Annotated in this window: 19 protein-coding genes; 15 read left to right on the top strand and 4 right to left on the bottom strand. The window is 67.8% G+C overall.

Annotated features, from left to right (window positions below; genetic code table 11):
• Positions 1-19 precede the first annotated feature (19 nt).
• A complete protein-coding gene (locus ACLQ3I_RS03340) occupies positions 20-1,660 on the bottom strand; it encodes a DEAD/DEAH box helicase (RefSeq protein WP_425791056.1) in 1,641 nt (546 codons plus the stop codon).
• A gap of 305 nt (positions 1,661-1,965) precedes the next feature.
• Between ACLQ3I_RS03340 and ACLQ3I_RS03335 the strand changes: the two genes are divergently transcribed.
• Both ACLQ3I_RS03335 and ACLQ3I_RS03330 read left to right on the top strand, forming a co-directional pair.
• Positions 1,966-2,667: a ferritin-like fold-containing protein gene (locus ACLQ3I_RS03335; RefSeq protein WP_425791058.1), complete on the top strand. Its 702-nt coding sequence runs from the start codon at positions 1,966-1,968 to the stop codon at positions 2,665-2,667.
• A 155-nt stretch (positions 2,668-2,822) separates the two neighbouring features.
• On the top strand, positions 2,823-3,056 hold the full coding sequence (locus tag ACLQ3I_RS03330) for a DUF3107 domain-containing protein (protein ID WP_267629700.1): 234 nt from the start codon (positions 2,823-2,825) through the stop codon (positions 3,054-3,056).
• A 70-nt stretch (positions 3,057-3,126) separates the two neighbouring features.
• Here the strand turns inward: ACLQ3I_RS03330 and ACLQ3I_RS03325 are convergent, their stop codons facing one another.
• Complete coding sequence (locus ACLQ3I_RS03325; RefSeq protein WP_425791061.1) at positions 3,127-3,771, bottom strand: TetR/AcrR family transcriptional regulator; 645 nt, start codon at positions 3,769-3,771, stop codon at positions 3,127-3,129.
• 264 nt (positions 3,772-4,035) lie between these two features.
• On the opposite strand from ACLQ3I_RS03325, the gene ACLQ3I_RS03320 reads away from it, so the two are divergent.
• The 8 genes from ACLQ3I_RS03320 to ACLQ3I_RS03285 all read left to right on the top strand — a co-directional run bounded on the left by ACLQ3I_RS03320 (position 4,036) and on the right by ACLQ3I_RS03285 (position 13,884).
• Entirely contained in the window at positions 4,036-5,019 is a 984-nt protein-coding gene (locus ACLQ3I_RS03320; protein WP_425800708.1) for a DUF3152 domain-containing protein, read from the top strand.
• Between the two features lie 100 nt (positions 5,020-5,119).
• The gene (moeZ, locus tag ACLQ3I_RS03315; RefSeq protein ID WP_425791063.1) at positions 5,120-6,295 is read left to right on the top strand and encodes an adenylyltransferase/sulfurtransferase MoeZ; all 1,176 of its coding nucleotides are present in this window, start codon (positions 5,120-5,122) and stop codon (positions 6,293-6,295) included.
• Between the two features lie 124 nt (positions 6,296-6,419).
• Positions 6,420-7,274, top strand: a complete 855-nt coding sequence (locus ACLQ3I_RS03310; RefSeq protein WP_425791065.1) for a TIGR02569 family protein — start codon at positions 6,420-6,422, stop codon at positions 7,272-7,274.
• A gap of 180 nt (positions 7,275-7,454) precedes the next feature.
• Positions 7,455-8,930, top strand: coding sequence for a nitrate/nitrite transporter (locus ACLQ3I_RS03305; RefSeq protein ID WP_425791067.1), 1,476 nt, complete (start codon positions 7,455-7,457; stop codon positions 8,928-8,930).
• A 43-nt stretch (positions 8,931-8,973) separates the two neighbouring features.
• Positions 8,974-11,547 (top strand): nitrite reductase large subunit NirB, encoded by a 2,574-nt coding sequence (gene nirB, locus ACLQ3I_RS03300; protein WP_425800103.1) that lies wholly within the window; start codon positions 8,974-8,976, stop codon positions 11,545-11,547.
• A complete protein-coding gene (gene nirD, locus ACLQ3I_RS03295) occupies positions 11,544-11,963 on the top strand; it encodes a nitrite reductase small subunit NirD (protein WP_425791070.1) in 420 nt (139 codons plus the stop codon). Before nirB ends, nirD begins: the two co-directional genes overlap by 4 nt.
• Complete coding sequence (locus ACLQ3I_RS03290) at positions 11,960-13,141, top strand: uroporphyrinogen-III synthase (protein ID WP_425800102.1); 1,182 nt, start codon at positions 11,960-11,962, stop codon at positions 13,139-13,141. The genes nirD and ACLQ3I_RS03290 overlap by 4 nt, the downstream gene beginning before the upstream one ends.
• On the top strand, positions 13,138-13,884 hold the full coding sequence (locus ACLQ3I_RS03285) for a sirohydrochlorin chelatase (RefSeq protein WP_425800101.1): 747 nt from the start codon (positions 13,138-13,140) through the stop codon (positions 13,882-13,884). Before ACLQ3I_RS03290 ends, ACLQ3I_RS03285 begins: the two co-directional genes overlap by 4 nt.
• A gap of 222 nt (positions 13,885-14,106) precedes the next feature.
• Here ACLQ3I_RS03285 and ACLQ3I_RS03280 read toward each other — a convergent pair whose 3' ends face one another.
• The gene (locus tag ACLQ3I_RS03280) at positions 14,107-14,409 is read right to left on the bottom strand and encodes an MGMT family protein (RefSeq protein WP_425791076.1); all 303 of its coding nucleotides are present in this window, start codon (positions 14,407-14,409) and stop codon (positions 14,107-14,109) included.
• Between the two features lies 1 nt (position 14,410).
• Complete coding sequence (locus ACLQ3I_RS03275) at positions 14,411-15,211, bottom strand: alpha/beta fold hydrolase (protein ID WP_425791078.1); 801 nt, start codon at positions 15,209-15,211, stop codon at positions 14,411-14,413.
• 103 nt (positions 15,212-15,314) lie between these two features.
• Between ACLQ3I_RS03275 and ACLQ3I_RS03270 the strand changes: the two genes are divergently transcribed.
• From ACLQ3I_RS03270 to ACLQ3I_RS03250, 5 genes are read left to right on the top strand one after another with little or no spacing between them, the layout of a single operon-like run.
• The gene (locus ACLQ3I_RS03270; RefSeq protein WP_425800100.1) at positions 15,315-18,833 is read left to right on the top strand and encodes an ATP-dependent helicase; all 3,519 of its coding nucleotides are present in this window, start codon (positions 15,315-15,317) and stop codon (positions 18,831-18,833) included.
• Entirely contained in the window at positions 18,826-22,218 is a 3,393-nt protein-coding gene (locus tag ACLQ3I_RS03265; RefSeq protein ID WP_425800099.1) for an ATP-dependent helicase, read from the top strand. Before ACLQ3I_RS03270 ends, ACLQ3I_RS03265 begins: the two co-directional genes overlap by 8 nt.
• 37 nt (positions 22,219-22,255) lie before the next feature.
• Positions 22,256-23,326, top strand: a complete 1,071-nt coding sequence (locus tag ACLQ3I_RS03260) for a potassium channel family protein (protein WP_425791084.1) — start codon at positions 22,256-22,258, stop codon at positions 23,324-23,326.
• Complete coding sequence (gene nudC / locus ACLQ3I_RS03255; protein WP_425800098.1) at positions 23,323-24,276, top strand: NAD(+) diphosphatase; 954 nt, start codon at positions 23,323-23,325, stop codon at positions 24,274-24,276. Before ACLQ3I_RS03260 ends, nudC begins: the two co-directional genes overlap by 4 nt.
• A 49-nt stretch (positions 24,277-24,325) precedes the next feature.
• On the top strand, positions 24,326-24,610 hold the full coding sequence (locus ACLQ3I_RS03250) for a mycoredoxin (protein ID WP_425791088.1): 285 nt from the start codon (positions 24,326-24,328) through the stop codon (positions 24,608-24,610).
• Positions 24,611-24,633: the final 23 nt, after the last annotated feature.

Raw genomic sequence — 24,633 nt, 5'->3', positions numbered from 1 at the left:
GGAAGTGACTAGGCCGGGATCACTCGGCGGCCGAGGCGGCCGGCGTCTCCTCGGTGTGCTGTCCGTTCGACGAGGAACCGCCGCGCTTGGCACCGCCACGGCGGCGACGTCGACGTGGCTTGTCGCCGGTCTCGTCGGCGGAGGCATCGGTGTTGTCGGCGGCCGACGTGGCCGGGGCCGTGCTCGCGGACTTCTCGGAACCGGCCTGCGAGCCGTCGGCGGTCGAGGAGCGGCCGGCGCGGGTGCGCCGACGAGTCCGATTCGACTTGGGGCGCTCCGACCGCGGACGCCGCTCCGACTTCGCGTCGTCGTCCGAGCTCGTCTTCGGCGCGGCGATCCGTCCGGTGGCCGATTCGGGGATTCCGAGTTCCGACCGCAGGTGTTCGGAGGTGGAGTAGGTCTCCACGGGGTCGGCCATGTCGAGGCCGAGGGCCGAGTTGATCAGTTCCCAGCGGTGCATCTCGTCCCAGTCGACGAAGGTGATCGCGATGCCGGTGCGGCCCGCGCGACCGGTGCGGCCGATACGGTGCACGTAGGTCTTGTCGTCTTCGGGGCACTGGTAGTTGATGACGTGGGTGACGTCGTCGATGTCGATGCCGCGGGCCGCGACGTCGGTGGCGACGAGGACATCGATGTCGCCGTTGCGGAATCGCTTGAGCGCCTTCTCTCGTGCCACCTGACCGAGATCGCCGTGGACGGCGCCGACCGAGAACCCGCGTTCGCCCAGGTCGTCGGCGACCTTCTGTGCGGTGCGCTTGGTTCGCGTGAAAATCATTGTGGCGCCACGGCCTTCGGCCTGCAGGATGCGAGCGACGAGCTCTGCCTTGTCCAGTGCGTGGGCGCGGTAGACGTGTTGGGTCGTGCGTTCGTGGATGGCCGAATCGTTCGCGTGCTCGGCGCGGATGTGCGTCGGTCGATGCAGGAACGTCCGGGCGAGGGTGACGATCGGGCCGGGCATGGTCGCCGAGAAGAGCATCGTCTGCCGCGGTGTGGGCAGTGCCGACATGATCCGCTCGATGTCGGGGAGGAAGCCGAGGTCGAGCATCTCGTCGGCCTCGTCGAGGACGAGGATCGACACCTTGCCCAGGATCAGGTGGCCCTGCTGGGCCAGATCGAGCAATCGGCCCGGTGTGCCCACGACCACGTCGACGCCGGACTTGAGTTCGGCGATCTGCGACTCGTAGGGCCGACCGCCATAGATCGAGGTGATCTTCAGCGGCCGGTTGGTGCCGTCGGCCAGGGTGACGTCGAGTTTGGGCGCGGCGACCTCGAGGTCACCGGTGACCTGCAGGCACAACTCGCGGGTCGGCACGATGATCAGCGCGCGCGGCGTGTTGTCGAGGGCGCGCAGGCCCGATTCCTCGGCGTGTGCGAGGCGGTGGATCAGCGGAACGCCGAAGCCGAAGGTCTTGCCCATGCCCGTGCGGGCTTGTCCGATCAGGTCGTCGCCGCTCAGGGCGAGTGGGAGGGTCAGCTCCTGGATCGCGAAGGTGTGCGTCTTGCCGTCCTCGGCCAGGGCCGCGACGATCCGTTCGTCGACGCCGAGTTCGGCGAACGTGGGGGAAGTGTGGGTCTCGTCGACGATGGTGGTCTTCACGTCGTCGTCCGTGCCGCTGGTCGGCGCGGTGTGGTTCGTCTGTGTCGCGATGGAATCGCTCATGTGAGGTTGTATGCCTTTCTGCATTTTCCCGCACGCACGAAAGGCACCACAGTGGGATCGAGCGGCTTGCGGAGAAAGGGTCCGGGTGGACCGGGCAAACCGTGGTCGGTGACTGTGTGGTGGCCAGGTCGGGCGGCATCGCCCGACATGAGTGCGCGCACATTGTCTCGGTGCCTGCGCGGGTGATCCGGATCGGTCGACCGGCCATACGGCCGTCGGGCTGACACCGGATCGTCATGGTCGCGTCAGTGCACCGTTGTCAAGTGTACTTGGTGAACGCTTCGGCCCCGCCTACCATCTCCAGCATGTCGACTGCGCCGCCCCCATCCGGAGTCACGCCTGATCCCGCAGCACGTCCGGGAACCGACCGCGACGGCGGTGGGATCGCCAAGCTGTTCGCCGTACTCCTCGCTGGTGAGTACGCCGCCTTCTACCGGCTGATCGACGAATCGCGGATGGCACCGGACGTCCACAGCCGGATCGCGATCGCCCGGATGGCCGCTTCGGAGATCGGACATTTCGACACGCTCGCCGCGCAGGTGGCGGCCCGTGGGATCGACCCGACCGAGGCCGTCGAACGATATCGCGGGATCTTCGATCAGTATCACCAGGTCACGACGCCCAAGACCTGGTATGAGTCCTTGGTCAAGGCGTATCTCGGTGACGGGCTCGCCGCCGATTTCTACACCGAGGTCGCGGGCGTGCTGCCCGTCGAGGCCCAGGCGATCGTCGGCGAGGTGATGGCGGAGACCGCCAACTCGCGGTTCGCCCGGGAGCAGGTCGCGGCGGCCGTGACCGCGGATCCGGCGCTCAAGTCGCCCCTCACCCTGTGGGGGCGTCGGCTGCTCGGTGAGGCGGTCACCCATGCGCAGTGGGTTCTCGCGGCCGAGGAGGAGGTCACCGATCTGCTGTTTGCGGGGGCGGCCTCCCTGCACGGGGTCGCGGGCTTCTTCGATGCGATCGCCGACGAGCACGGCAAGAGGATGAACGAGCTCGGTCTCGGCTGAGGGACCGCCGTTTCCGCTGTGAGCGGAGCCGCTGTCGGGGCCGTCGTCGGCTGAACTAGCCTGGTGCGGCACAGAGTCGTCGTGCGCCATCGGCGTCGGCACCACCGGTGTCGGCCCGTCGGCGTGGGCGCCGTCAGAGGAGAAGAAGGGTGGCCATGGCCGTTGAAGTGAAGATCGGTATCACCGACAGTTCACGTGAGCTGTCCATTCAGACCACGCTCACCAGTGACAAGGCGTACGCCGAGGTCGAGGCTGCACTGTCGGGTAAGCAGCAGCTGCTCGCTCTTGTCGACGACAAGGGTGCGCGGTTCCTGGTTCCGGTCACGAAGATCGCCTACGTCGAGGTGGGTAGCTCGGAGAATCGCCGGGTCGGTTTCGGCGCCACCTGATCCGCGCTCTCCGATCGGTTGCTGTCGGGACCGGGCACTGCGCTCCGAGTGCCCGACAGCCGCCGGTCGGTCAGGATTCTTCCTCGGCCGATTCGTGCATCGGCACGTGTGACAGTCCACCCCAGAGCAGCGCGACGGTCGTGTCGACGGCCGATTGCTTGTCCACGGGACGTTTCGCCTCGAGCCAATAGCGCGCATTCACCTGGCTCGCCCCGACCAGTCCGGCAGCCAGCATCCGTGATCGGTACGGGTCCAGGCCCGAGTCGTGCATGACCAGTCCGTAAACGGCATCCACACAGGCCTCGGTGGCGCCCTCGACCCGCCGGATCACCGCGGGGTCCATCGCGTCCGAGGAGAAGATCAGTCGGTATCCCGAGTTGTCCTGGTCGATGAAGTCGAAGAAGGCCTGCACGGCCGCCTGCACGCGCTGCTTGTTGTCGGTGGTCGTGAGCAGCGCGCGGTTCACATCGCTGACCAACTTCTCCGCATGCGAATCCACCACGGCGATGTAGAGGTCGAGCTTCGACGGAAAATGTTGGTAGAGAACAGGTTTGCTGACGCCGGCGTGTACCGCGATCTCGTCCATCCCCGCCGAGTGGTAGCCACGCTCCACAAAGATCTCGCTGGCGGCGTCGAGTAGTTGCATCCGACGTGCACTACGTGGCAGACGCGTGCTCCGCCCCGCGCTGTGCGCAGAGTTCGTGGTGGTCGACATGCGTTGAGAGTACTCGGCGTCACACGGCGGAACCGATTCGCACAGACCGACGTCGGCCCTCGGTTCCCCGGATCCACGCTGACCTGTGAGAAAGTTGACCCTGTGAGTCACCCAGGAGGCGGGCCGAACTCCGGGAGCGCAGGTGCCGGCGCACCCGACGCCGGGGTCGGCGGCACGCGAGCACGTGCCAGGGACAGGGGGCCGCGGGCGCCCCGGCGGGATGGTGGGTCGTCGGGCGGACCGACGATCGGTGGGCCGTCGACCATGGAGTCGGGGCCGCGGACCCGTCCGAGGCCCGATCAGCCATTACGGGCGCGGTGGGATCCGACCGACGACAGCGGACGTGCCCGCGTCGACCGCGATGCGCAGCCGGAGCGGAAGAAGCAGAGTGCTCTCGGCCGGTTCGTGGCGACCTACGGCTGGCGGGCCTATGCGATCCCGCTGCTCATCATCCTGACGATCGTGCTGATCGTGGTGACCGTCCGGGACGGGAACGACTCCGCCGTGACGCACACGGCCGACGTCAATCCGGATTCGGCATCGCGCAACACCGACGTCAGCAAGGAGACCAAACCGATCGGCGCGCCCACCGGCACCATCCAAGCCGCGTCGCTTCCCGCGGGGACTCTGCCGCCGGGCGGGCCGTACACGCAGAAGGGCCGGGAGTCGTACCACGCGGTGCCCGGTGCGGGAAAGCAGATCGGTACCGGCGCGCAGGTGTACACGTACACCGTCGAGGTGGAGAACGGCGTCAACTCGCAGGACTTCGGGGGCGACCGCTCGTTCGCGAAGATGGTCGACTCCACGCTGGCCAACCCGCGCAGTTGGATCGGCGACGGAAAGGTGGCCTTCCGCCGGATCGCCGCCGGCGAACCCGACCTGCGGATCACGCTCGCGTCGCCGGCGACCGCCCGCGAACTCTGCGGCTACCAGATCCAACTCGAGACATCGTGCTTCTACCCGCCGGAGAAGCGCGTCACCCTCAACGAGGCGCGCTGGGTCCGGGGGGCACTGTCCTATGAGGGCGACGATCTGCTGTATCGGCAATACCTGGTCAATCACGAGACCGGCCACGGCATCGGCTACGAGTCGCACGAACCCTGCAAAGAGAACGGTGCGCTCGCCCCGGTCATGATGCAGCAGTCGTTCGGGGTCGCCAACAGCCAGATCATGGCTCTCGATCCGCAGATGCAGGCCAATCGGAACCTCGTCTGCAAGCCGAACCCCTGGCCGTTCCCCAACAAGTGAACGTTGCGGCACGCGTGTCACCCGTCGCGGCGGAATGACCGCGGGGTCCAGACCGTTGACCACTACAGTCCACTTTGAGTCAGATGTACTGGAGGCGCCCGTGTCGTCCTTGCCCCCGCTGGTCGAACCCGCAGCGGAACTGTCGAACGAAGAGGTGGCGCGCTACAGCCGGCACCTGATCATCCCCGATGTCGGGATGGACGGGCAGAAGCGGTTGAAGAACGCGAAGGTGCTGGTGATCGGCGCAGGAGGGCTCGGCTCGCCGACGCTGCTCTATCTCGCCGCCGCCGGGGTCGGGACCATCGGCATCGTCGAGTTCGACGTCGTCGACGAGTCGAACCTGCAGCGCCAGGTCATCCACGGCCAGTCGGACATCGGTCGCCCCAAGGCCGAGAGCGCGCGCGACTCGATCTGCGAGATCAACCCGTACGTCACGGTGAACATCCACGACGAACGGCTCGAACCCGAGGGCGCCATCGAACTGTTCTCACAGTACGACCTGATCCTCGACGGCACCGACAACTTCGCGACCCGCTACCTGGTGAACGACGCCGCGGTGCTGGCGCACAAGCCGTATGTGTGGGGGTCGATCTACCGGTTCGAAGGTCAGGCATCGGTGTTCTGGGAGGACGCGCCGGACGGTCGCGGCCTCAACTACCGCGACCTGTACCCGCAGGCACCACCGCCCGGCATGGTGCCGTCCTGCGCGGAGGGCGGGGTGCTCGGCATCCTGTGCGCCTCCATCGGCTCGATCATGGGTACCGAGGCGATCAAGCTCATCTGCGGCATCGGTGAGCCGTTGCTGGGTCGACTCATGGTCTACGACGCCTTGGACATGACCTACCGCACCATCAGGATCCGCAAGGATCCCGAGGGTGAACGAGTGTCCGAACTGATCGACTACGACGACTTCTGCGGCGTGGTCTCGACCGACGCGGCCGACGCCGCGGCAGGCTCCACACTGACCCCGGCCGAACTCAAGGAGAAGATCGATCAGGGCCACAAAGTCGCACTGATCGACGTCCGCGAGCCCGTCGAGTGGGACATCGTCCACATCGAGGGCGCGACGCTGATCCCCAAGGACGAGATCCTCTCGGGCGCGGGTCTGGCGAAGGTTCCGCAGGACCGGCCGACGGTCCTGTACTGCAAGACCGGCATCCGGTCGGCCGAGGCGCTCGCCGCGCTCAAGCGCGCAGGGTTCGCCGACGCCACCCACCTGCAGGGCGGCGTGACGGCCTGGGCCAACCAGGTGGACAAGACATTGCCGGTCTACTGACCGCAGGCGGGCTGCTGTTGGTGCCGAATTGCGGCACGAACAGCAACCGATCCGTCATCCCGGTCGCCCACGGCACCGCGTCGCTCCCGCGTTCTCCCTGGTTCCATCGGTAATCTCTGCAGTTGTGAAGACCCTCGAGCCGCCCGAACACGTGCTCAACACGTTCGGGCTGACCGCCCACCCGCCGATCCCCATGGGCGATTCCTGGATCGGCGGCTGGCGGGTCGGTGAGGTGGTCTTGTCGTTGGTCCCCGACCACGCGCGTGCGGCGTGGTCGGCATCGGTCCGGGAGTCGCTCTACGTCGAGGGGCTGCGGGTCGCGCGCCCTTTCCGCGCCACCGACGGCCGCTATGTGGTGTCGGGCTGGCGTGCGGACACCTATATCGCGGGCATACCCGAGCCGCGTCATGACGAGGTCGTCCTGGTGGCCGATCGACTGCACGCGGCGACCGCCGAGCTCGAGCGGCCGAGGTTCCTGCTGCAGTCGCCTGCACCGCCGCATACCGACGTCGACGTGTTCACCGCCGCCGACCGTGCGGCCTGGGAGGACGTGCCGATGCGCACGGCGCGCGCGGCCGGCATGGGGGAGCCGACCTCGGAAGACGGGGTGGCGAGCGTCCAGATGCTGAAAACACTTGCCACACTTCGCAAGAACGTGGATCTGCAGTCGCAGGTGGTACACGGTGACCTGTTCGGCACGGTGCTGTTCGCGGGCGCCGCGGCACCCGGCATCACCGATATCGTCCCGTACTGGCGGCCCGCTCCCTGGGCCGCCGCGGTCGTCGTTGTCGACTCGCTGGCGTGGGGTGGCGCCGACGACGACCTGGTACATCGCTGGGCGGATCAGCCGGAGTGGCCCCAGATGATGCTCCGGGCGACGATGTTCCGGCTGGGGGTCCATGCGTTACATCCGCGGGCAACCGCGGGCGCCCTGCCCGGTCTGCAGCGGGTCGTCGACCTCGTCCGATTGCTACTGTAGGACAATCGTCGCAGGTAGGGCCTCTGGACGCCTTCTCACAGGGAACGCGCCACAAAGTGAGCACAACGTGACTCTTCGGTCACGCGAGGGAAAATCCCGGCAACACTGACTACCTAACTTGGAATCCAATCGTCCGACACTGTCGTCGGCCAACCAGCTCAACACACGATTGGATGGCCCATGCCTGCACCCGTCGCCTCTTTGCGGAGCGCGCTGAAACGTGACCACAAGATCACCGATTGGGATCCCGAGGACCGGGAGGCCTGGGACGGCGGCAACGCAGCTGTCGCCAAGCGCAATCTGGTCTGGTCGGTGATCTGCGAACACGTCGGTTTCTCGATCTGGTCCCTGTTCTCGGTGATGGCTCTGTTCATGGGGCCGGAGTACGGCATCAGCCTCGATCAGAAGTTCGTGATCGCCGCGACGGCGACCTTTGTGGGCTCGTGCCTGCGGATCCCCTACACCCAGGCCACAGCGCGCTTCGGCGGGCGCAACTGGGCGATCTTCAGTGCGATCGTGCTGCTGGTCCCCACCGGCCTCACGATGATGCTGATGATGAATCCCGGCGAGTTCGGGTTCGGCTGGTTCCTCGCCGTTGCCGCACTGACCGGCTTCGGCGGCGGCAACTTCGCCTCGTCGATGACCAACATCAACGCCTTCTACCCGCAGCGGCTGAAGGGGTGGGCACTCGGTCTCAACGCGGGCGGCGGCAACATCGGTGTCCCGGTCGTCCAACTGATCGGTCTGCTGGTGATCTGGCTGGCGGCCGATCAACCCGAGATCGTCTGTGCCGTCTACCTGGTGGCCCTGGCCATCGCGGGTGTCGGTGCGGCGATCTACATGGACAACCTCGATCACCAGACGTCGAGCGGCCGCGCGATGCTGGACTGCCTCAGGCACCGCGACACCTGGCTGATCTGCTTCCTCTACATCGGCACCTTCGGTTCGTTCATCGGTTTCGGCTTCGCGTTCAGTCAGGTCCTCAACATCAGCTTCACCTCCGCGGGCGCTGCCAAGCCGGCGCTCGCAGCCGCGCAGATCGCCTGGATCGGTCCACTGCTCGGGTCGCTGTCCCGTCCGTACGGTGGCAAGCTGGCCGATCGTGTCGGCGGCGGCAAGGTGACCATGTACAGCTTTGTCGCGATGACCTTCTCGGCGGCGATCCTGGTGGTCGCGGGTTCGATCGCCGACGCCAACGGCAAGGTGATCGGCGGCGGTGTCCTCGCGGCGTTCATCGTCGGCTTCATCCTGCTGTTCCTGATCTCCGGGATCGCCAACGGCTCGGTGTACAAGATCATCCCGACGATCTGGGAACACAAGTCGCAGAACATCACCGGCCTCAACGCGAACGGCAAAGCCAAGTGGTCGCGCAGCATGTCGGGTGCACTGATCGGGATCGCCGGTGCCGCAGGAGGTCTGGGCGGCGTCGGGATCAACCTCGTTCTGCGGGCGAGCTACAAGTCGAATCAGTCGGCCACCGTCGCCTTCTGGATCTTCCTGGGCTTCTATGTGGTGGCCGGGATCATCACCTGGTGGTTCTACGCCCGCCGCCCGATCGTCGCCGGGGCGACCACCGACCTCCAGGTGGCAGATCCCACCGCCGCGTCGACCGAGCCGACCACGGACCCCGGGTCCACCGACAAGGCGATGGCCTGACCGCGAGTCGGGTTTCCGAAGTCGAACATCAAGGGAGTTACCAGTGACCAGCGAATCCAGGACGGTTGTCGTGGTGGGCCACGGCATGGTGGGTCACCGTTTCGTGCAGACGCTACGTGACCGTGACACCGACGGGATCTGGCGTGTTGAGGTGGTGTGCGAAGAGCCGGATCCAGCCTATGATCGCGTGGGACTGTCCTCGTATGTGGGCTCGTGGCAGCGTGATTCGCTGGCGCTGGAGGGAAATACCTACGCCGGCGACGAACTCGTCGTGACGCATCTCGGCGAGACCGTCACCGACATCGATCGCTCCGGACGCCGCGTCGTCACCTCGAGCGGTCGCGAGATCGGTTACGACGCATTGATTCTGGCCACCGGATCGTACGCGTTCGTGCCTCCGGTCCCAGGTCACGACCACGAGAAGTGTTTCGTATACCGCACCCTCGACGATCTCGACGCGATCCGGATTGCCGCCGAGTCCGCAGGCCCCGGCGCGCCGGGCGTCGTGGTCGGTGGCGGCCTGCTGGGACTCGAGGCCGCCAACGCACTGAAGTCGATGGGTATGACGCCGCACGTGGTCGAGTTCGCCCCGAGACTGATGCCGATGCAGGTCGACGACGGCGGCGGCGCAGTGCTGAAGAACCTGGTGACCGACCTCGGACTGTCCGTGCACACGGGTGTCGGCACCGCGAACATCGCCGACGGCGAGTCGGATGGTGTGACCGTCACACTCAGCGACGACAGCGAGATCGAGGCGGCGCTGGTCGTGTTCTCTGCAGGTGTCCGGCCGCGTGATCAACTGGCTCGCGATGCGGGCCTCGCCGTCGGGGAGCGTGGCGGCGTCCTGGTCGACACGAACTGTCGCACCGACGATCCCGATGTCTACGCTATCGGCGAGGTGGCCGCGGTGGATGGCCGGTGTTACGGGCTGGTGGCGCCGGGCTACAGCACCGCCGAGGTGGTCGCCGATCAGCTGTTGGGCCGGGGGAGCGCCTTCCCGGGGGCCGACATGTCGACCAAGCTCAAGCTCCTCGGTGTGGACGTCGCCAGCTTCGGCGACGCCATGGCGACGACGGAGAACGCGCTCGAGATCGTCTATCACGATGCGGTGGCCGGCCGGTATGCGAAGGTCGTGGTGTCCGACGACGCCACCACGCTGCTCGGCGGCATCCTGGTCGGCGACGCATCGGCGTACGCGATGCTCAAGCCGATGGTCGGTCGGGAGATCCCTGGTGACCCGGCCGCCCTGATCGCGCCTGCCGCCGGCCCGGGTGTCGGTATCGACGCGCTGCCCGACGATGCCGAGATCTGTTCGTGCAACGGTGTTTCCAAGGGAACCATCTGCTCGGCGATCGCCGCCGGGGCTTGTGAGATCGCCGACGTCAAGAAGACAACCTGCGCGGGCACCACGTGCGGCGGGTGTCTGCCGAGTGTGAAGTCGTTGCTCGCCGCGTCGGGAGTGGAGCTCTCCAAGGCCCTGTGTGAACACTTCGGGCAGTCGCGCAGCGAGTTGTTCGAGATCGTCTCCGTCACCGGAATCCGGACGTTCTCCGAACTGATCGACCGATATGGGGCCGGGCAGGGGTGTGAGATCTGCAAGCCGACCGTCGCGTCGATCCTCGCGTCCACGTCCAGCGATCACATCCTCGACGGCGAGCGGGCCGCATTGCAGGACACCAACGACCACTTCCTCGCGAACATGCAGAAGAACGGTTCGTACTCGGTGGTCCCGCGTATGCCGGGCGGCGAGGTGACTCCCGAGCAACTCATCGTGATCGGCGAGATCGCTCGCGACTTCGGGCTCTACACCAAGATCACCGGCGGCCAGCGGATCGATCTGTTCGGGGCCAGTGTCGATCAGCTACCGGAGATCTGGCGTCGGCTCGTCGACGCGGGGATGGAATCAGGCCATGCCTACGGCAAGAGTCTGCGCACCGTGAAGAGTTGCGTCGGGTCGACCTGGTGTCGTTATGGGGTGCAGGACTCGGTCGGCATGGCCGTGTTCCTGGAGAAGCGATACCGCGGTCTCCGGTCGCCCCACAAACTGAAGTTCGGGGTCTCGGGGTGTGCGCGCGAGTGCGCCGAGGCGCGTGGCAAGGATGTAGGCGTCATTGCCACCGAGAACGGGTGGAATCTCTATGTCGCGGGCAACGGCGGCCAGAGCCCGAAGCACGCTCAACTCCTCGCCAGTGGAGTGGATGACCGGACGTTGGTCGCATACATTGATCGGTACCTGATGTTCTATGTCCGAACTGCCGACCGGCTGCAGCGCACCGCGCCGTGGCTGGAGTCGTTGGAGGGCGGTCTCGACCATCTGCGTGCGGTGGTCTGTGACGACAGCCTGGGACTGGCCACCGAGTTGGAGGCGGCGATGGAAGCACATGTCGCCGGGTACCGAGACGAGTGGGCCGCCGTTCTCGACGACGAGGAGAAGCTGAAGCGCTTCGTCTCGTTCGTGAACGCGCCGGATGTGGTGGACCCGACGATCCGGTTCGCCGAAGTCGACCGGAAGGTGCCGGTGCTGCTGGACATGCCGGCGATGCCGGCACGTGAGACCGGCTCGCCGGCCGCAGTCCGTGACGTGACCGAACCCGAACGTGAAGGAGTGCCGACGTGATTGCCGCTCATCAACCCGCCGAACCCGGGACCCACCCCGACGCGGTGCCCGGGGAGTGGGTCCGCGCCTGCGCCGTGGCCGATCTGGCGATCGGCCGCGGTGCCGGTGTTCTCGGGCCCGATTTCGAACAGGCCGCATTGTTCCGGGTCCCCGCGGTGGAGACCGACCGGGAGGCCGTCGTCGGCCGTACGCGGCTGTATGCGATCGGCAACATCGATCCGTTCTCCCGCGCCGCAGTGCTCTCCCGCGGTGTGACCGGCGATCGTTCGGGTGAGCCGACCGTTGCGAGTCCGCTGGGCAAGCAAGTGTTCTCCCTGCGCACCGGGCTGTGCCTCGACGACGACACGACGTCGGTGGCGAGTTACGCCGTCCACATCGTCGATGACATGGTCGAGGTGTTCTTCCCGCGCCGATGAGCACACACAAGCACAATGAATCCTCCGATGCCGCGGAGAACCTGCCGTTGGCCGGTTTCACCATCGGGATCACCGCTGCACGTCGTGCGGACGAGTTCGCGGCACTGCTGACCCGTCGGGGCGCAGAGGTCATGGCCGCACCGACCATCCGGATCCTGCCGCTCACGGACGACACCGAGCTGGAACGCGTCACGAAGGAGATCATCGGCGACCCGCCGGAACTCATGGTCGCCACGACGGGTATCGGTTTCCGCGGCTGGGTGGAGGCGGCCGACGGATGGGGAAGCGCCGAGTCGCTGATCGACGCGCTCGGGAAGAGCCGGCTCATCGCCCGCGGGCCGAAGGCAAAAGGCGCCATCCGTGCCGCAGGACTGCGGGAGGAATGGTCGCCCGAGAGCGAGTCGTCGTCGGAGGTGCTCGACCGACTGCTCGATCAGGGCGTCGAGGGAGTGCGGATCGCCGTGCAGTTGCACGGCGCGACCACCGAGTGGGAACCCCTGCCGGATTTCTGTGCGGTGCTGCGTGCCGCCGGCGCACGGGTGCTGCCCGTGCCCGTCTATCGCTGGAACATGCATCCCGACGTCGACCGGATCGACCGGATGATCGGGGCGGTCACTCGCGGTGACCTCGATGCCATCACGTTCACCAGCGCGCCCGCTGCGGCAGCCATCCTCACCCGAGCCAAGGAACTGGGCAAGCTCTCACAGTTCGTGCATGCCATGAGAACTGCGGTGCCGGTGATGTGCGTCGGTTCGGTGACCGCCGGACCGCTCGAAGCCTTGCAGATCCCGACGATCTATCCCAAGCGATTCCGTCTCGGTGCGCTTGCGCGACTGATCACCGAAGAGCTCCCGCGGCGCAGCCATAATCTGCGAATCCACGGTCACAACACGGCGATCCGCGGTCAGGCAGTCATCGTCGACGGTGAACTCCGTGATCTGTCGGCGACCAGCCTGGGTCTGCTCAAAGCGCTTGCCATGGCGCCCGGTCGGGTCGTGTCCCGTCAGGAGCTCCTGGCCGGCCTCCCCGGCGACAGCTGCGACACGCACGCCGTCGAGGTCGCTGTTGCCCGACTGCGTAATGCGTTGGGGGACCCCAAGATGATCCAGACCGTGGTGAAGCGCGGATATCGGCTCGCGGTTGATCTGGAGTACGACGGAGAGGACGACCCCGAATGACACGCAGGGGCAGCGACCCGATCCTGCCGACCGGAGACCGACTTCGCGACATCAGTCCCGTCCTGGTCGCGCACGGCACCCGGAACCCGCATGGTGTGAACGTGATCGCCGAGATCGCCGAGGCGGTGAGTGATCGGATCGGTACCACGCGGACGGCGTTCGTCGACGTGCTCGGACCGACGCCTGCCGAGGTGATCGCGGACGTCGACCGACCCGCGGTGCTCGTGCCCGCCTTCCTGGCGTCGGGATATCACGTACGCAAGGACATCCCTCGGCACGTCGTCGCGGCAGGCCGGGCCGACACGGTGGTGACCCGTGCGCTCGGACCGGATCCCGGCATCGCGGCGGTGGCGCGACTTCGGCTGATCGAGGCGGGCTGGGAGCCGGGCGATACAGTGATACTGGCCGCCGCCGGGTCGTCGGATGAAAGTGCTTGCGGGCAAGTTCATCTCGCGGCACGCCAACTCGAGTCGCTGATCGGCGGCCGGGTGGAGGTCGGGTTCATCACGACCGCATCGCCGTCGGTGCCGGAAGCGCTCGAGCGTGCCTCCCGACGCGGTCGCCGCGTGGTGATCGCGAGCTATCTGCTGGCACCGGGTCTGTTCCACAACCGGTTGCACACCTATGGTGCCGACGCGGTCGCCGATCCGCTCGGTGCGGACCGGCGGATCGTCGACCTGATCGTGACCCGGATGCGCGCCGCGGTGAGCCCGTATCGGCGGAATGCCGCGGTGCGTCGCTGAAAGTCGTTGTCGTGGTGGGTGATCTCGTACGCCGGCTCGCCTGGCGGCTCGCCGGCCACTCGATCGGCGGTGGAGAGCGAGGCGCCGCTTCTCCCGCTGGTCGGTTGGCTGTGCCTTCCGCTGGTTGAGGCGCCGCTTCTCCCGATGGTTGAGGCGCCGCTTCTCCCGCTGGTCGAGTAGCTTCCGAGCGAAGCGAGGCAGCGTATCGAGACCACGCTGCCCTCAACCGATCGGCGTCCACCGGCAATCGCGGAGGACCACCTTGCCGTCACGGACCGGAACCCCTTCGTCCCGTAGGCGTTCGAGTTGTCGGCCGGCCAGGTGGGTGGCAGGTTTCCCGCTTGCGGTGATGACGCGATGCCACGGTAGGTCAGCCGAGTCGGTCCGCATGATCCATCCGACGATCCGCGGGCTGGACAGGCCGACGGCCGCGGCCAGGTCGCCGTACGTGGTGACCTGACCGACCGGGATCGCGCCGACCAGTGCGCGCACCTGCTCGACCTCGTCGTCGGTGACCGCCGCCATGTCAGCCCCGATCGACCATCGACCGGATGACTCGTGCAGTGAGTTCGGGCGCCAGGAACGGCACCATGTGTTCGCAATCGGCGTGCACGATCTCGACGGAGTCGGGACGTTCGGTGGCGCAGGCCTCGAGAAAGGCGGGCCGGACGAACGGCGGGTCGACCCGATCGGCGACGACGACCGTGGTCGGTAGACCTGGCGGCGGCAGCACGGCGTCACGGGCCATCTCGCTCCACGCGGTTGCCGCGGCCGGGGCGGACACCCGCCACCCCACCCGCCCGTTTGTGCGGTCGGTGAGGTGGTCGTCGATCTCCTTGTCCAACAGCTCTTCCGGGATATCTGCCCACCCTTCCGCGCGTTTGGCCGACTTGGCCGCCGCTGCGTCCGCGTAGTCCCAGTGCTCGAGGCTGTCGGTGGCGACCTGGAGGGTCATGGCGGGATCGAGGCCCTGCGCCGGGTCGAGCAGGACCAGTCCGCGGACCGAGTCGCTGCCCAGCCGCTGGGCGAGGCGCACCGCGACGGCACCCCCGAACGAGTGGCCCACCACGACGAACGGGTGGGCGTCCACCGGGATGTGCTGCTCGACCACGACGATCAGAGAAGCCACGTGCTCCTCCAACGACCACGGCGGTTCCCACGGTGAGTATCCGTGCCCGAGCAGGTCGGGGGCGATCACCCGCAGGTCCGGGAGGTGATCGGCGGCGAGCGACTCCCATCGCTTGCCGTGACCGGTGAGTCCGTGGATCGCGAGGACGTGCGGTGCCTCGGGTGTGTCGGTCCCGAAGACGTAGGTGGTCAACGACATGACTGCCATCCTGCCGCATGTCCGGTGGACCGACCCCCGAGGATCGGGCAGGCACGGGGGTCGAGCCCGGAGCGGTGTCGTGGTCGCGTGATTCCATAGGGTCATGGCACGTCGCGTCGATTCCACGCCGGGGACTGGCACCGCGCTGCGCACCCGCCTGATCGCCACCCGGGCCGGTGCAGACGATGCCGCCCGGCAGTGGCCTGCCGACGTCCGGGAGGCGATCAGCGGGTCGGCGTCGGCGGATCCCGGCCGACCGTGGTCGCCGATCCGTGTTCATGGTGGTCCCGGCACCGGGAAGACCGCCCTGATCGTCGACGCCGCAGTGTCCCGACTGGTGCGCCCAGCGGTGGATCCCGAGTCGGTACTGGTCCTGGCCTCGTCACGGCGTGCCGCCGGAATGCTCCGCGAGGAGATCACCCGCCGGGTGCTGGCGGCGGGGCCAGGCGCCGATGCCGACGGCGCCGGTCATGCACTGCGCGAGCCTCTCGTGCGCACGGTGCACTCCTACGCGTTCGCCGTGCTCCGGCTGCAGGCGTCGGCGCACGGAAATCCGCCGCCCCGCCTGATCACCGGATCCGAACAGGACATGGTGCTGCGTGAACTGCTGGCGGGCGACCTCGAGGACGGCGCAGAGTATTGGCCAGATCGGCTGCGACCGGCCCTGGGCACCGATGGATTCGCACAGGCGTTGCGCGACCTGATGATGCGGGCCGCCGAACGCGGGGTCGGCCCGGAGGAGCTGTCCGCCCTCGGGCGCGGTCATCGCCGCCCGGAGTGGGTGGCGGCCGGCCGGGCGTACGGCCAATACGAGCAGAACATGCTGTTGCGCGGCGCGGTCGGCGCCGACGCCCCGGGCGCGTCGGCGCCCGCCGTCGATGCCGCGGAACTCGTCGGGTCGGCGCTTTCGGCATTCGCCACGGACCCCGATCTCCTCGCCGGGCAGCGGCGACGAATCCGGCATCTCCTCGTCGACGATGCGCAGCATCTCGATCCGCAGGCATCGGCGCTGGTGACCCTGATCGGCACCGGCACCGATTCGACCGTCGTCGCCGCCGACACCGATCAGTCGGTGTTCGGTTTCCGGGGTGCCAGCCCTCGGTTCGCAGACGAGCTCGCCGACCGCGGTTCCGACCGGGATATCGTGCTGACACAAGGTTTTCGAAATCATCCGGTGGTCGCCGTGGTCGGCAATGCGTTGGCATCGCGACTCCCGGGGGCTCGTCCTCATCCGTATCCATTGCCGCCGGAGGTGAGGTCGGACGGTACCGACCCGAACGACGACCCGCTCGGCGGAGCCGAGGTCAGGGTCTTCAGCTCGGGCGCCAAGGAGGCCACTGCGGTCGCTGATCTGTTGCGTCGCGCGCACTTGTTCTCGGGGGTCCCGTGGTCCCGGATGGCGGTGATCGTGCGTTCGGTATCGCTGGCGTTGCCGGCGTTGCGCCGCGCATTCCGTTCCGCGGGTGTCCCGGTCACCACGCCGACCAGCGACCTGCCGCTGCATCGTCAGCGTGCCGTCGCGGCGCTGATGCAGGTTCTGCGTGCCGTCGCCGCGCGCGGGTTGTCCGACGACGACGCCGTGGAGGCGTTTGCGGTGGAGGACGCGGTCGCATTGCTGTCCGGCCCCGTCGGCGGTGCCGACCCGGGTGCGATGCGCCGACTGCGCCGCGGGGTCCGCCGGTTCGATGAGCGGACGGGCGACGGTGGCGCGGCCACCGATTCGCTGATCGCCCTCCGGCGTGCGATCCTCGACCGCACGGAGGCCGAGCGCTATCTCCGAGCGCTGACCGACGCCGAGGCACGCCCGCTGGTCCGCGTGCTCGAGGTGGTCGATGCCGCCCATCGGACCGATGTGGCACGCCGCGGCGTCGAGGAGACCCTGTGGGCGGCCTGGCAGGCGACCGGTCTGGAACGTCGGTGGATGGCGAGTGCGATCCGCGGTGGCCCGGCCGGGGAGCAGGCCGACCGCGATCTCGACGCGGTGATGGCGATGTTCGAGGCGGCCGCCGGATTCGCCGACAATCTGCCCGCGGCGGGACCTGCCGGTTTTGTCCGATACCTTGCGGCACTGCAGATCCCACGGGACAGCCGCGTTCCGGGTGCGGGTGCCGACGCGGTGACCGTGCTGTCGGCCCATGCCGCCGCGGGCCGCGAGTGGGACGTCGTCGCGGTGGCCGGTGTACTCGACGGTCTGTGGCCGTCACTGCGCAGCCGGGGCAGTGTGCTGGGGACGGGTCAGTTGGTCGATCTGCTCGATGGAGTGGATCCGGAGGCGCTGGACACGGTGGCTCGCACCACGGCTGCGCTCGCCGACGAGCGTCGGCTGCTGCTGGTCGCATGTACGCGGGCGCGGCGACGACTGCTGGTGACGGCGGTGGAGGACGGCAGCGGCGACGCGTCGCCGTCGCGGTTCGTTGCGGAGATCGCTGATGCCCTCGCCACTCGTCGGGAGGGCTCGACGGAGGCCGTGGACGAGGAGCCGATGGAGCCCTTCGCGGAACTGCCGTTGGATCCGGGCGTCGACCGGGTGCTGTCGTTGGCGTCGTTGATCGCGACGTTGCGGTCCGCGGTGGTGGGCGGCGCCGGGAGCGGAGCGAGCGGGCCGAGTGTGGGCGGCGCCGGGAGCGGAGCGAGCGGGCCGAGCGGGCCGAGTATGACCGGCGCCGGGAGCGGCGAGCTCGATGCGCGTACCCGGGCCGCTGCAGAACTGCTCGCCGAACTCGCCGACTCGGATATTCCCGGTGCTGCTCCGAAGGACTGGTACGGATTGGCGGGCCCGAGTTCCGATGCGGCCCTATGGACCCCCGACCGTGGGCCGGTCATGTTGTCGCCGTCGAATGTCGAGTCGTTGACGCGATGCGCGTTGCGCTGGGTTCTCGAACGGCATGGCGGCCGCGACGGAGACGGCACGCCCGCGCTGACCGGGACCTTGGTGCACACTCTGGTGCAGGCAGTGGCCGGCCAGATCGAGCCTGCCGAGGTGACGGCTGCGCTGCGTGGCATCTGGGACCGGGTCGATACCGGGGCGGCGTGGTACTCGGTGCGTGAGCTCGAACGGGCCGAGGCCATGCTCACGAATTTCCGTGACTGGCTGCGACTCTCGCGTGACGATCTGTCGGAGATGGGTGTCGAGGCGGCGATCGACGCGACATTGCCCGCCGGGTCTCAGGACGCCGGTGCGGACGGCGATCCGGAGGTGCCGGTGCGCCTGCGCGGCCGGATCGACCGTCTCGAACGCGACCGCGATGGGCGGCCGGTGGTGGTCGACGTGAAGACCGCGAAGACCGCGATCACGAAGGCGGACGCGCAAGATCACGCACAGTTGGCAACCTATCAACTCGCGCTGGCACTGGGCGGGGTCGAGGGCATCGGCGACGGCGACCCCGGCGGCGGTCGCCTGGTGTACGTCTCGGCGGCGAACCGGAACAGCGGCGCCACCGAGCGGGTACAGGAACCTCTCACATCGGATCGGGTGGACGAGTGGATCTCGGTGGTACGCAAGGCGGCCCGGGCCAGCGTGGGTCCGGGCTTTGCCGCAACGCTGAATCCCGGATGTACCCATTGCGCGCTGGCCACCAGCTGTCCCGCGCAACTGCGCGGCAAGACGGTGATCGATGACTGACCGACTCGTGAGGTCGAGGATCTCCGCGGTGTCGCTGGCCGCTGCCCTCGGGTTGCCCACACCGACGCCTGAACAGGTGGCCGTGATCGAGGCGCCGATGGAACCTATCCTCGTCGTCGCCGGCGCGGGGGCCGGCAAGACCGAGACCATGGCGGCTCGGGTGGTGTGGTTGGTGGCCAACGGTCTCGTCGCGCCCGATGAGGTGCTGGGGCTGACCTTCACGCGAAAGGCGGCCAGTGAGTTGGGGGTCCGTATCAGGCGTCGACTGTCGATGCTGGCGGGGTCGCCCGCGTTGCGTGGCTGGGATCCCGATGGTGCCATCGCTGCGCGCCTGAACGGTGGTGACCCGGAGGTCAGCACGTACCACGCCTATGCCGGACGGCTCATCGCCGACTACGGTCTGTTGCTGCCGGTGGAGCCGAATTCCACGTTGTTGTCGGAGACCGAGCTGTGGCAGATGGCGTTCTCGGTGGTCGCGAACTGGACCGGGGAGTTGCAGACGAAGAAGGTGCCGGCCAGTGTCACCGAGGCGGTGCTGAAGCTGTACGGCGAGATGGCCGAGCACCTCGTCGACATGGACGACCTGCGACGCACGGGCGACGACCTGTATCAATTGATCGAGACGTTGCCGAAGGGACCACGCCAGCGCGACACCCCGACCCAGGCCCTGCTGAAGGTGCGCGACGTGATCGACGAACGTCGCGAGCTGATCCCGATGGTGGAGGCGCTGTCGGAATCCATGCGGGCGGCCACCGCGCTCGACTTCGGCAGTCAGATGTCGCTGGCGGCGCGCTTGGTGATGCGCAACCCCGAAGTGGTTGCCGCCGAACGGGAATCGTTCAAAGCGGTGCTTCTCGACGAGTATCAGGACACCGGCCACTCGCAGCGAATCCTGCTGGCGACGTTGTTCGGGGTGGCGCCGGGCCGCCGGGGGTCGGCGCCACCCCGCGGGCGCGACACAGTCGGGAGCGTCGCCGTGACCGCCGTCGGCGACCCCATTCAGTCCATCTATGGGTGGCGTGGTGCGTCGGCGGCCAATCTCCCCAGGTTCACCGACGACTTCCGACAGTCCGACTCGTCGCCTGCGGTTCGGCTGGAATTGCTCACCAGCTGGCGAAATGCTGTCCACGCGTTGCGCCTCGCGAACGAGACGTCGGACGAGCTGCGTCGTCGGGGGATACCCGTCAGTGTGTTACGGCCACGTCCCGACGCTCCGCTCGGCTCGGTGCGACTGGCACTCACCGAAACCGTCGTCGACGAGCGGAGCTGGGTCGCAGACCATGTGGAGCGGCACTATCGTGATGCGGAGGCGGCCGGCGAGGCCCCACCCACCACGGCAATCCTGGTGCGGCGCAACGAGGATTCCGCCCCCTTGGCGGCCGAGCTGGAGAGTCGCGGCATCCCTGCCGAGGTCGTCGGTATCGGGGGCCTGCTCCATGTCCCGGAGATCGAGGACATCGTGGCCATGTTGCGGGTGATCGCCGACCCGATGGCCGGTACCGCGGCGATGCGTCTGCTCACCGGCGCACGATGGCAACTCGGCGCAGGTGATCTGGCGACGCTGTGGCGACGCGCGACCGAGTTGGCCGCGGTCGAGTCGTATGGTTCGACGGGCGTGGTGGCGTCCCGGGAGGAGCTCGACGAAGCCCTCGACGCTGTCCTGCCCACGGAGATCGTCGACCGTGCCGGGATCGCGGATGCCATCGTCGATCCCGGTGACGCACAGCGGTACAGCACCGAGGGATACGCCCGTATCCGTGCCTTCGGGGCGCAGCTGGAGTCGTTGCGTCGCCGGATCGGTCAACCGCTGCCCGAGCTGGTGGCCGACGTCGAACACACCATCGGGGTGGCGGTGGAGGCGCAGATCCGCGCCCATCGCATGCGTGGCGCGATCACCGGGCGTGAACACCTGGACGCATTCGCCGACTACGTGACCGCATATGCCGACCGACCCGGAGCGAATCTGCCGGGGTTGCTGGCGTTCCTGGACACTGCGGAGACCATCGAGAAGGGGCTCGAACCCGGTCGGATCGAGGTCGCCGAACAACGGGTGCAGATCCTCACCGTGCACGCCGCGAAGGGCCTCGAGTGGGATGTCGTGGTGCTGCCGCATCTGTGTCAGGGCATCTTTCCCGGCGGGCGCGCCGACACGACCTGGCTGGGCAGCGCCAAGGAGTTGCCCGCGGCATTGCGTGGTGATCTGGCCGACGGCACCGATGCGGAGGGATTCCCGGCGTTGGATCTGCGGTCGGTGTCGGATCGCAAGGAACTCGAGACGACTCTCACCGAACACAAGGAGGCGATCGGGCAGCGGCGGCTCGAAGAGGATCGTAGGTTGCTCTATGTCGCCCTGACCCGTGCGAAACACGAGCTGTTGATCTCGGCTCACCATTGGTCTGAGACCGGCGACAAGTCCCGGGGCGGTTCACCGTTCTTCGAGGAGATCCGCACGATCATGTCGGCGTCCATCGCCGACCCCGACGTGGATTCGACCGACATGGTGATCGACGTGGACGCACCGGAGCCGGCCGACGATGCGACCAACCCGCTGGCAGAGCGGATCGTCAGCGAGTCGTGGCCGCGTGATCTTCTCGGCGAGCGCCGACTCGCGGTGACGGCTGCGGCCCGCCTGGTCCTCGATGCGATCGCCGATCGGGACGCACCGGCGCTGTTCGATGCCCCGGCGTCCGAGCAGACGGGCGACGACGAAGACGACGAGGAGATCGCCGCGTGGCGCGCCGAGGTGGCGGCTTTGCTGGCCGAACACCACAGCACCAACCAGGCAGAGGTCGATGTGGAGCTGCCGACGCACTTGTCGGTGAGCCAGCTCGTGGAACTCGACACCGACGAGGCGGCGTTCGCTCGGCGGCTGCGACGCCCGACGCCCTATCAGCCCAACCCGACGGCCCGGCGGGGTACTGCGTTTCACGCCTGGGTCGAGCGGTGGTTCGGCGCGACCCGCCTCCTCGATGTCGACGAGTTGCCGGGTGCCGCCGACGGGACCGCGTCGCCCGACGCCGACCTCGATCAGCTGCGTGATGCGTTCTTGGCATCGACGTGGGCACAGCGCAGCCCGACCGAGGTGGAGGTGCCGTTCGAGACGGTGATCGGTCCGACGGTGATCCGCGGCCGGATCGATGCCGTCTTCGCGGAGGCGGGCGGGCGGTGGCTGGTGGTGGACTGGAAGACGGGGTCGGTGCCGGAGCCGGCTCGCCGGGAATCGCTTTTCGTCCAGCTCGCCGCCTACCGGATCGCCTGGGCGCAATTGGCCGGTGTCCCGCTCGAGAACGTACGCGCCGCATTCCACTACGTGCGGTCGGGTTACACACTTGAGCCCGACGACCTGCCCGATCGGCCGGCGCTCGCTGCAATGCTGGCGAAATGAGCTAGATTCCACTCGTGAGCGAACGGCGGTACGGCTGATGCGGTCCAGGGGGTTTCGGCGGCGACTGCGGTCCGAGGAACTCGCGGACAGCCCCGACTACGCGCTGGTCGGAGTTGTCCGGATTCCCGAACTGCAGCAGAGTCCGGGTCGGGCGATCGGCAAGCGGGTGGTCTTCGCCGTGGTCGCGTTGTTCGCGACCTCGATCATCGTCTATCTCGACCGCGACGGGTATCGGGACGTCCAGCCGAACGCACTGTCGTTCCTCGACGCGATGTACTACTCCGCGGTGACGCTCTCGACCACCGGATACGGCGACATCACTCCGTACACCCCGTCCGCCCGGCTGATCAACCTACTGATCATCACCCCGTTGCGCGTGCTGTTCCTGATCGTCTTGATCGGTACCACACTGGAGGTGCTGACCGAACGGTCGAGGCAGGCGCTCAAGATCCAGCGTTGGAGGAACAGCGTGCGCAATCACACCGTCGTCATCGGTTATGGCACCAAGGGCCGGACCGCGGTGGACGCGATGATCGGTGACGGCATCAAGCCGGCCGAGATCGTCGTGGTCGACTCGGACCCGCACATCTTGGAGGCGGCCGCTGCCGACGGCCTCGTGACGGTCCGCGGTGACGCCACCAAGTCGGATGTCCTGCGGCTCGCGGGCGTGGCACACGCGGCGAGCATCGTGGTCGCGGCCAATCGCGACGACACCGCGGTGCTGGCGACGTTGACCGCCCGAGAACTGAATCCACGGGCGAAGATCGTGGCGTCCATCAGGGAATCGGAGAACACCCACCTGATGCGGCAGTCGGGTGCGAACTCGGTGGTGGTGTCGTCGGAGACGGCAGGACGGTTGCTCGGTATCGCGACCATGACACCATCGGTGGTGGAGGTCATCGAAGATCTCCTGACACCCGATGCGGGGTATGCGATCGCTGAACGCGAGGTCGACCCGACCGAGACCGGTGGGTCGCCCTCGCACACCCGAGACATCGTGCTCGGGGTGGTGCGCAACGGGGTATTGCACCGCGTCGACGACAGTGAGGTCGAACAGATCGAGGCAGGGGACAGGTTGCTCTACGTGCGCAAGGGACAGTCCGAATGATCGGGGATCAGTTCGTGTTCGACCAGCCGCCGCTGTTGTCGCGCGCGACGTTCGACCGAGCCGATGAGATCCGTGACGACCCGGCACGCATGCAGGCGGGGTGGTCGACGGCCCGCGTGCTCCTGATCGATTCCAACGGCCGCTACCCGGTGTCCGACGGTGGTGGTCTGCACTGGCTCGCCGCCATCGAGTTCGCCGACGAGCCGCCCGCGGACGCGGTGTTCCTCGGGATCGGCGGCGCCGAGAGCGCCGGCGCGGATCTGTGGGCTCGGCGTGTCGATCACATCGACGGTCCCACCGACGACCCGCGTCGCGGTGCGCACGGCCTGGACGCCGACGAGGCAGGGCTCCTCGCCACAGCGCTGGGCATCCTGAACTGGCATGCCACCGCACGCTTTTCGCCGGTTGACGGGTCCGCGACAGTCCCGGCTCGCGGCGGTTGGGTGCGACGGCACGTGGACACCGGCGCCGACGAGTTCCCGAGAACCGACCCCGCGATCATCACCGTCGTCCACGACGGTGGCGATCGGCTGCTGCTCGGCCGGCAGGCGATCTGGCCCGACGGCTGGTACTCGACCCTCGCCGGATTCGTCGAACCCGGAGAGTCGCTCGAACAATGCGTCGCGCGCGAGGTCCACGAGGAGGTCGGCATCACCATCCGCGAACCTCGCTATCTGGGAAGCCAGCCATGGCCGTTCCCGCGGTCGCTGATGCTGGGTTTCGCCGCCATCGGAGACCCCGACGAACCTCTGGAGTTCTTGGACGGGGAGATCGGCGACGCCGTCTGGTTCGACCGTGCCGAGGTGATCGACGCCCTCGAGGAGGGCGCCGAGTGGGTGCGCGGCGACGGATCCGTGGGCACGGGGACAGACGAGCGCAGGTTGCGCCTCCCGGGGTCGATCTCCATCGCGCGATCGCTCATCACGGCGTGGGCGTACGCGGATCGCTGATAGCGGCCTCGCCGGGAACAGTGCGCCGTTCCGTGCTGTTATGGGTGGCATGAGCAATGTGATCGATGACGACGCCTCGGCCCGGGTTTCCGACACCGGCGAACTGACGATGTACACCACGAGCTGGTGCGGCTACTGTGCGCGGCTCAAGACCGGACTCAAGAGCCTCGGTCTGACGTGGCAGGAGGTCGACATCGAGCTCAATCCCGACGCCGCGGAGTTCGTCGGGAGCGTCAACGGCGGCAACCACGTGGTCCCGACCGTTCTGTACGCCGATGGCAGCACGGCCACCAACCCGTCGATCGCAGACGTCAAGGCCAAGCTCGGCGTCTGATCGCCGCCGGTGACGGCGATACC

Origin of the sequence: Gordonia sp. DT101 (genome assembly GCF_049844895.1) — a bacterium.
In the GTDB taxonomy this organism is placed as follows: domain Bacteria; phylum Actinomycetota; class Actinomycetes; order Mycobacteriales; family Mycobacteriaceae; genus Gordonia.
Note: the sequence above shows the minus strand (reverse complement) of the source record. Positions and strands in the feature narration are given on the sequence as shown.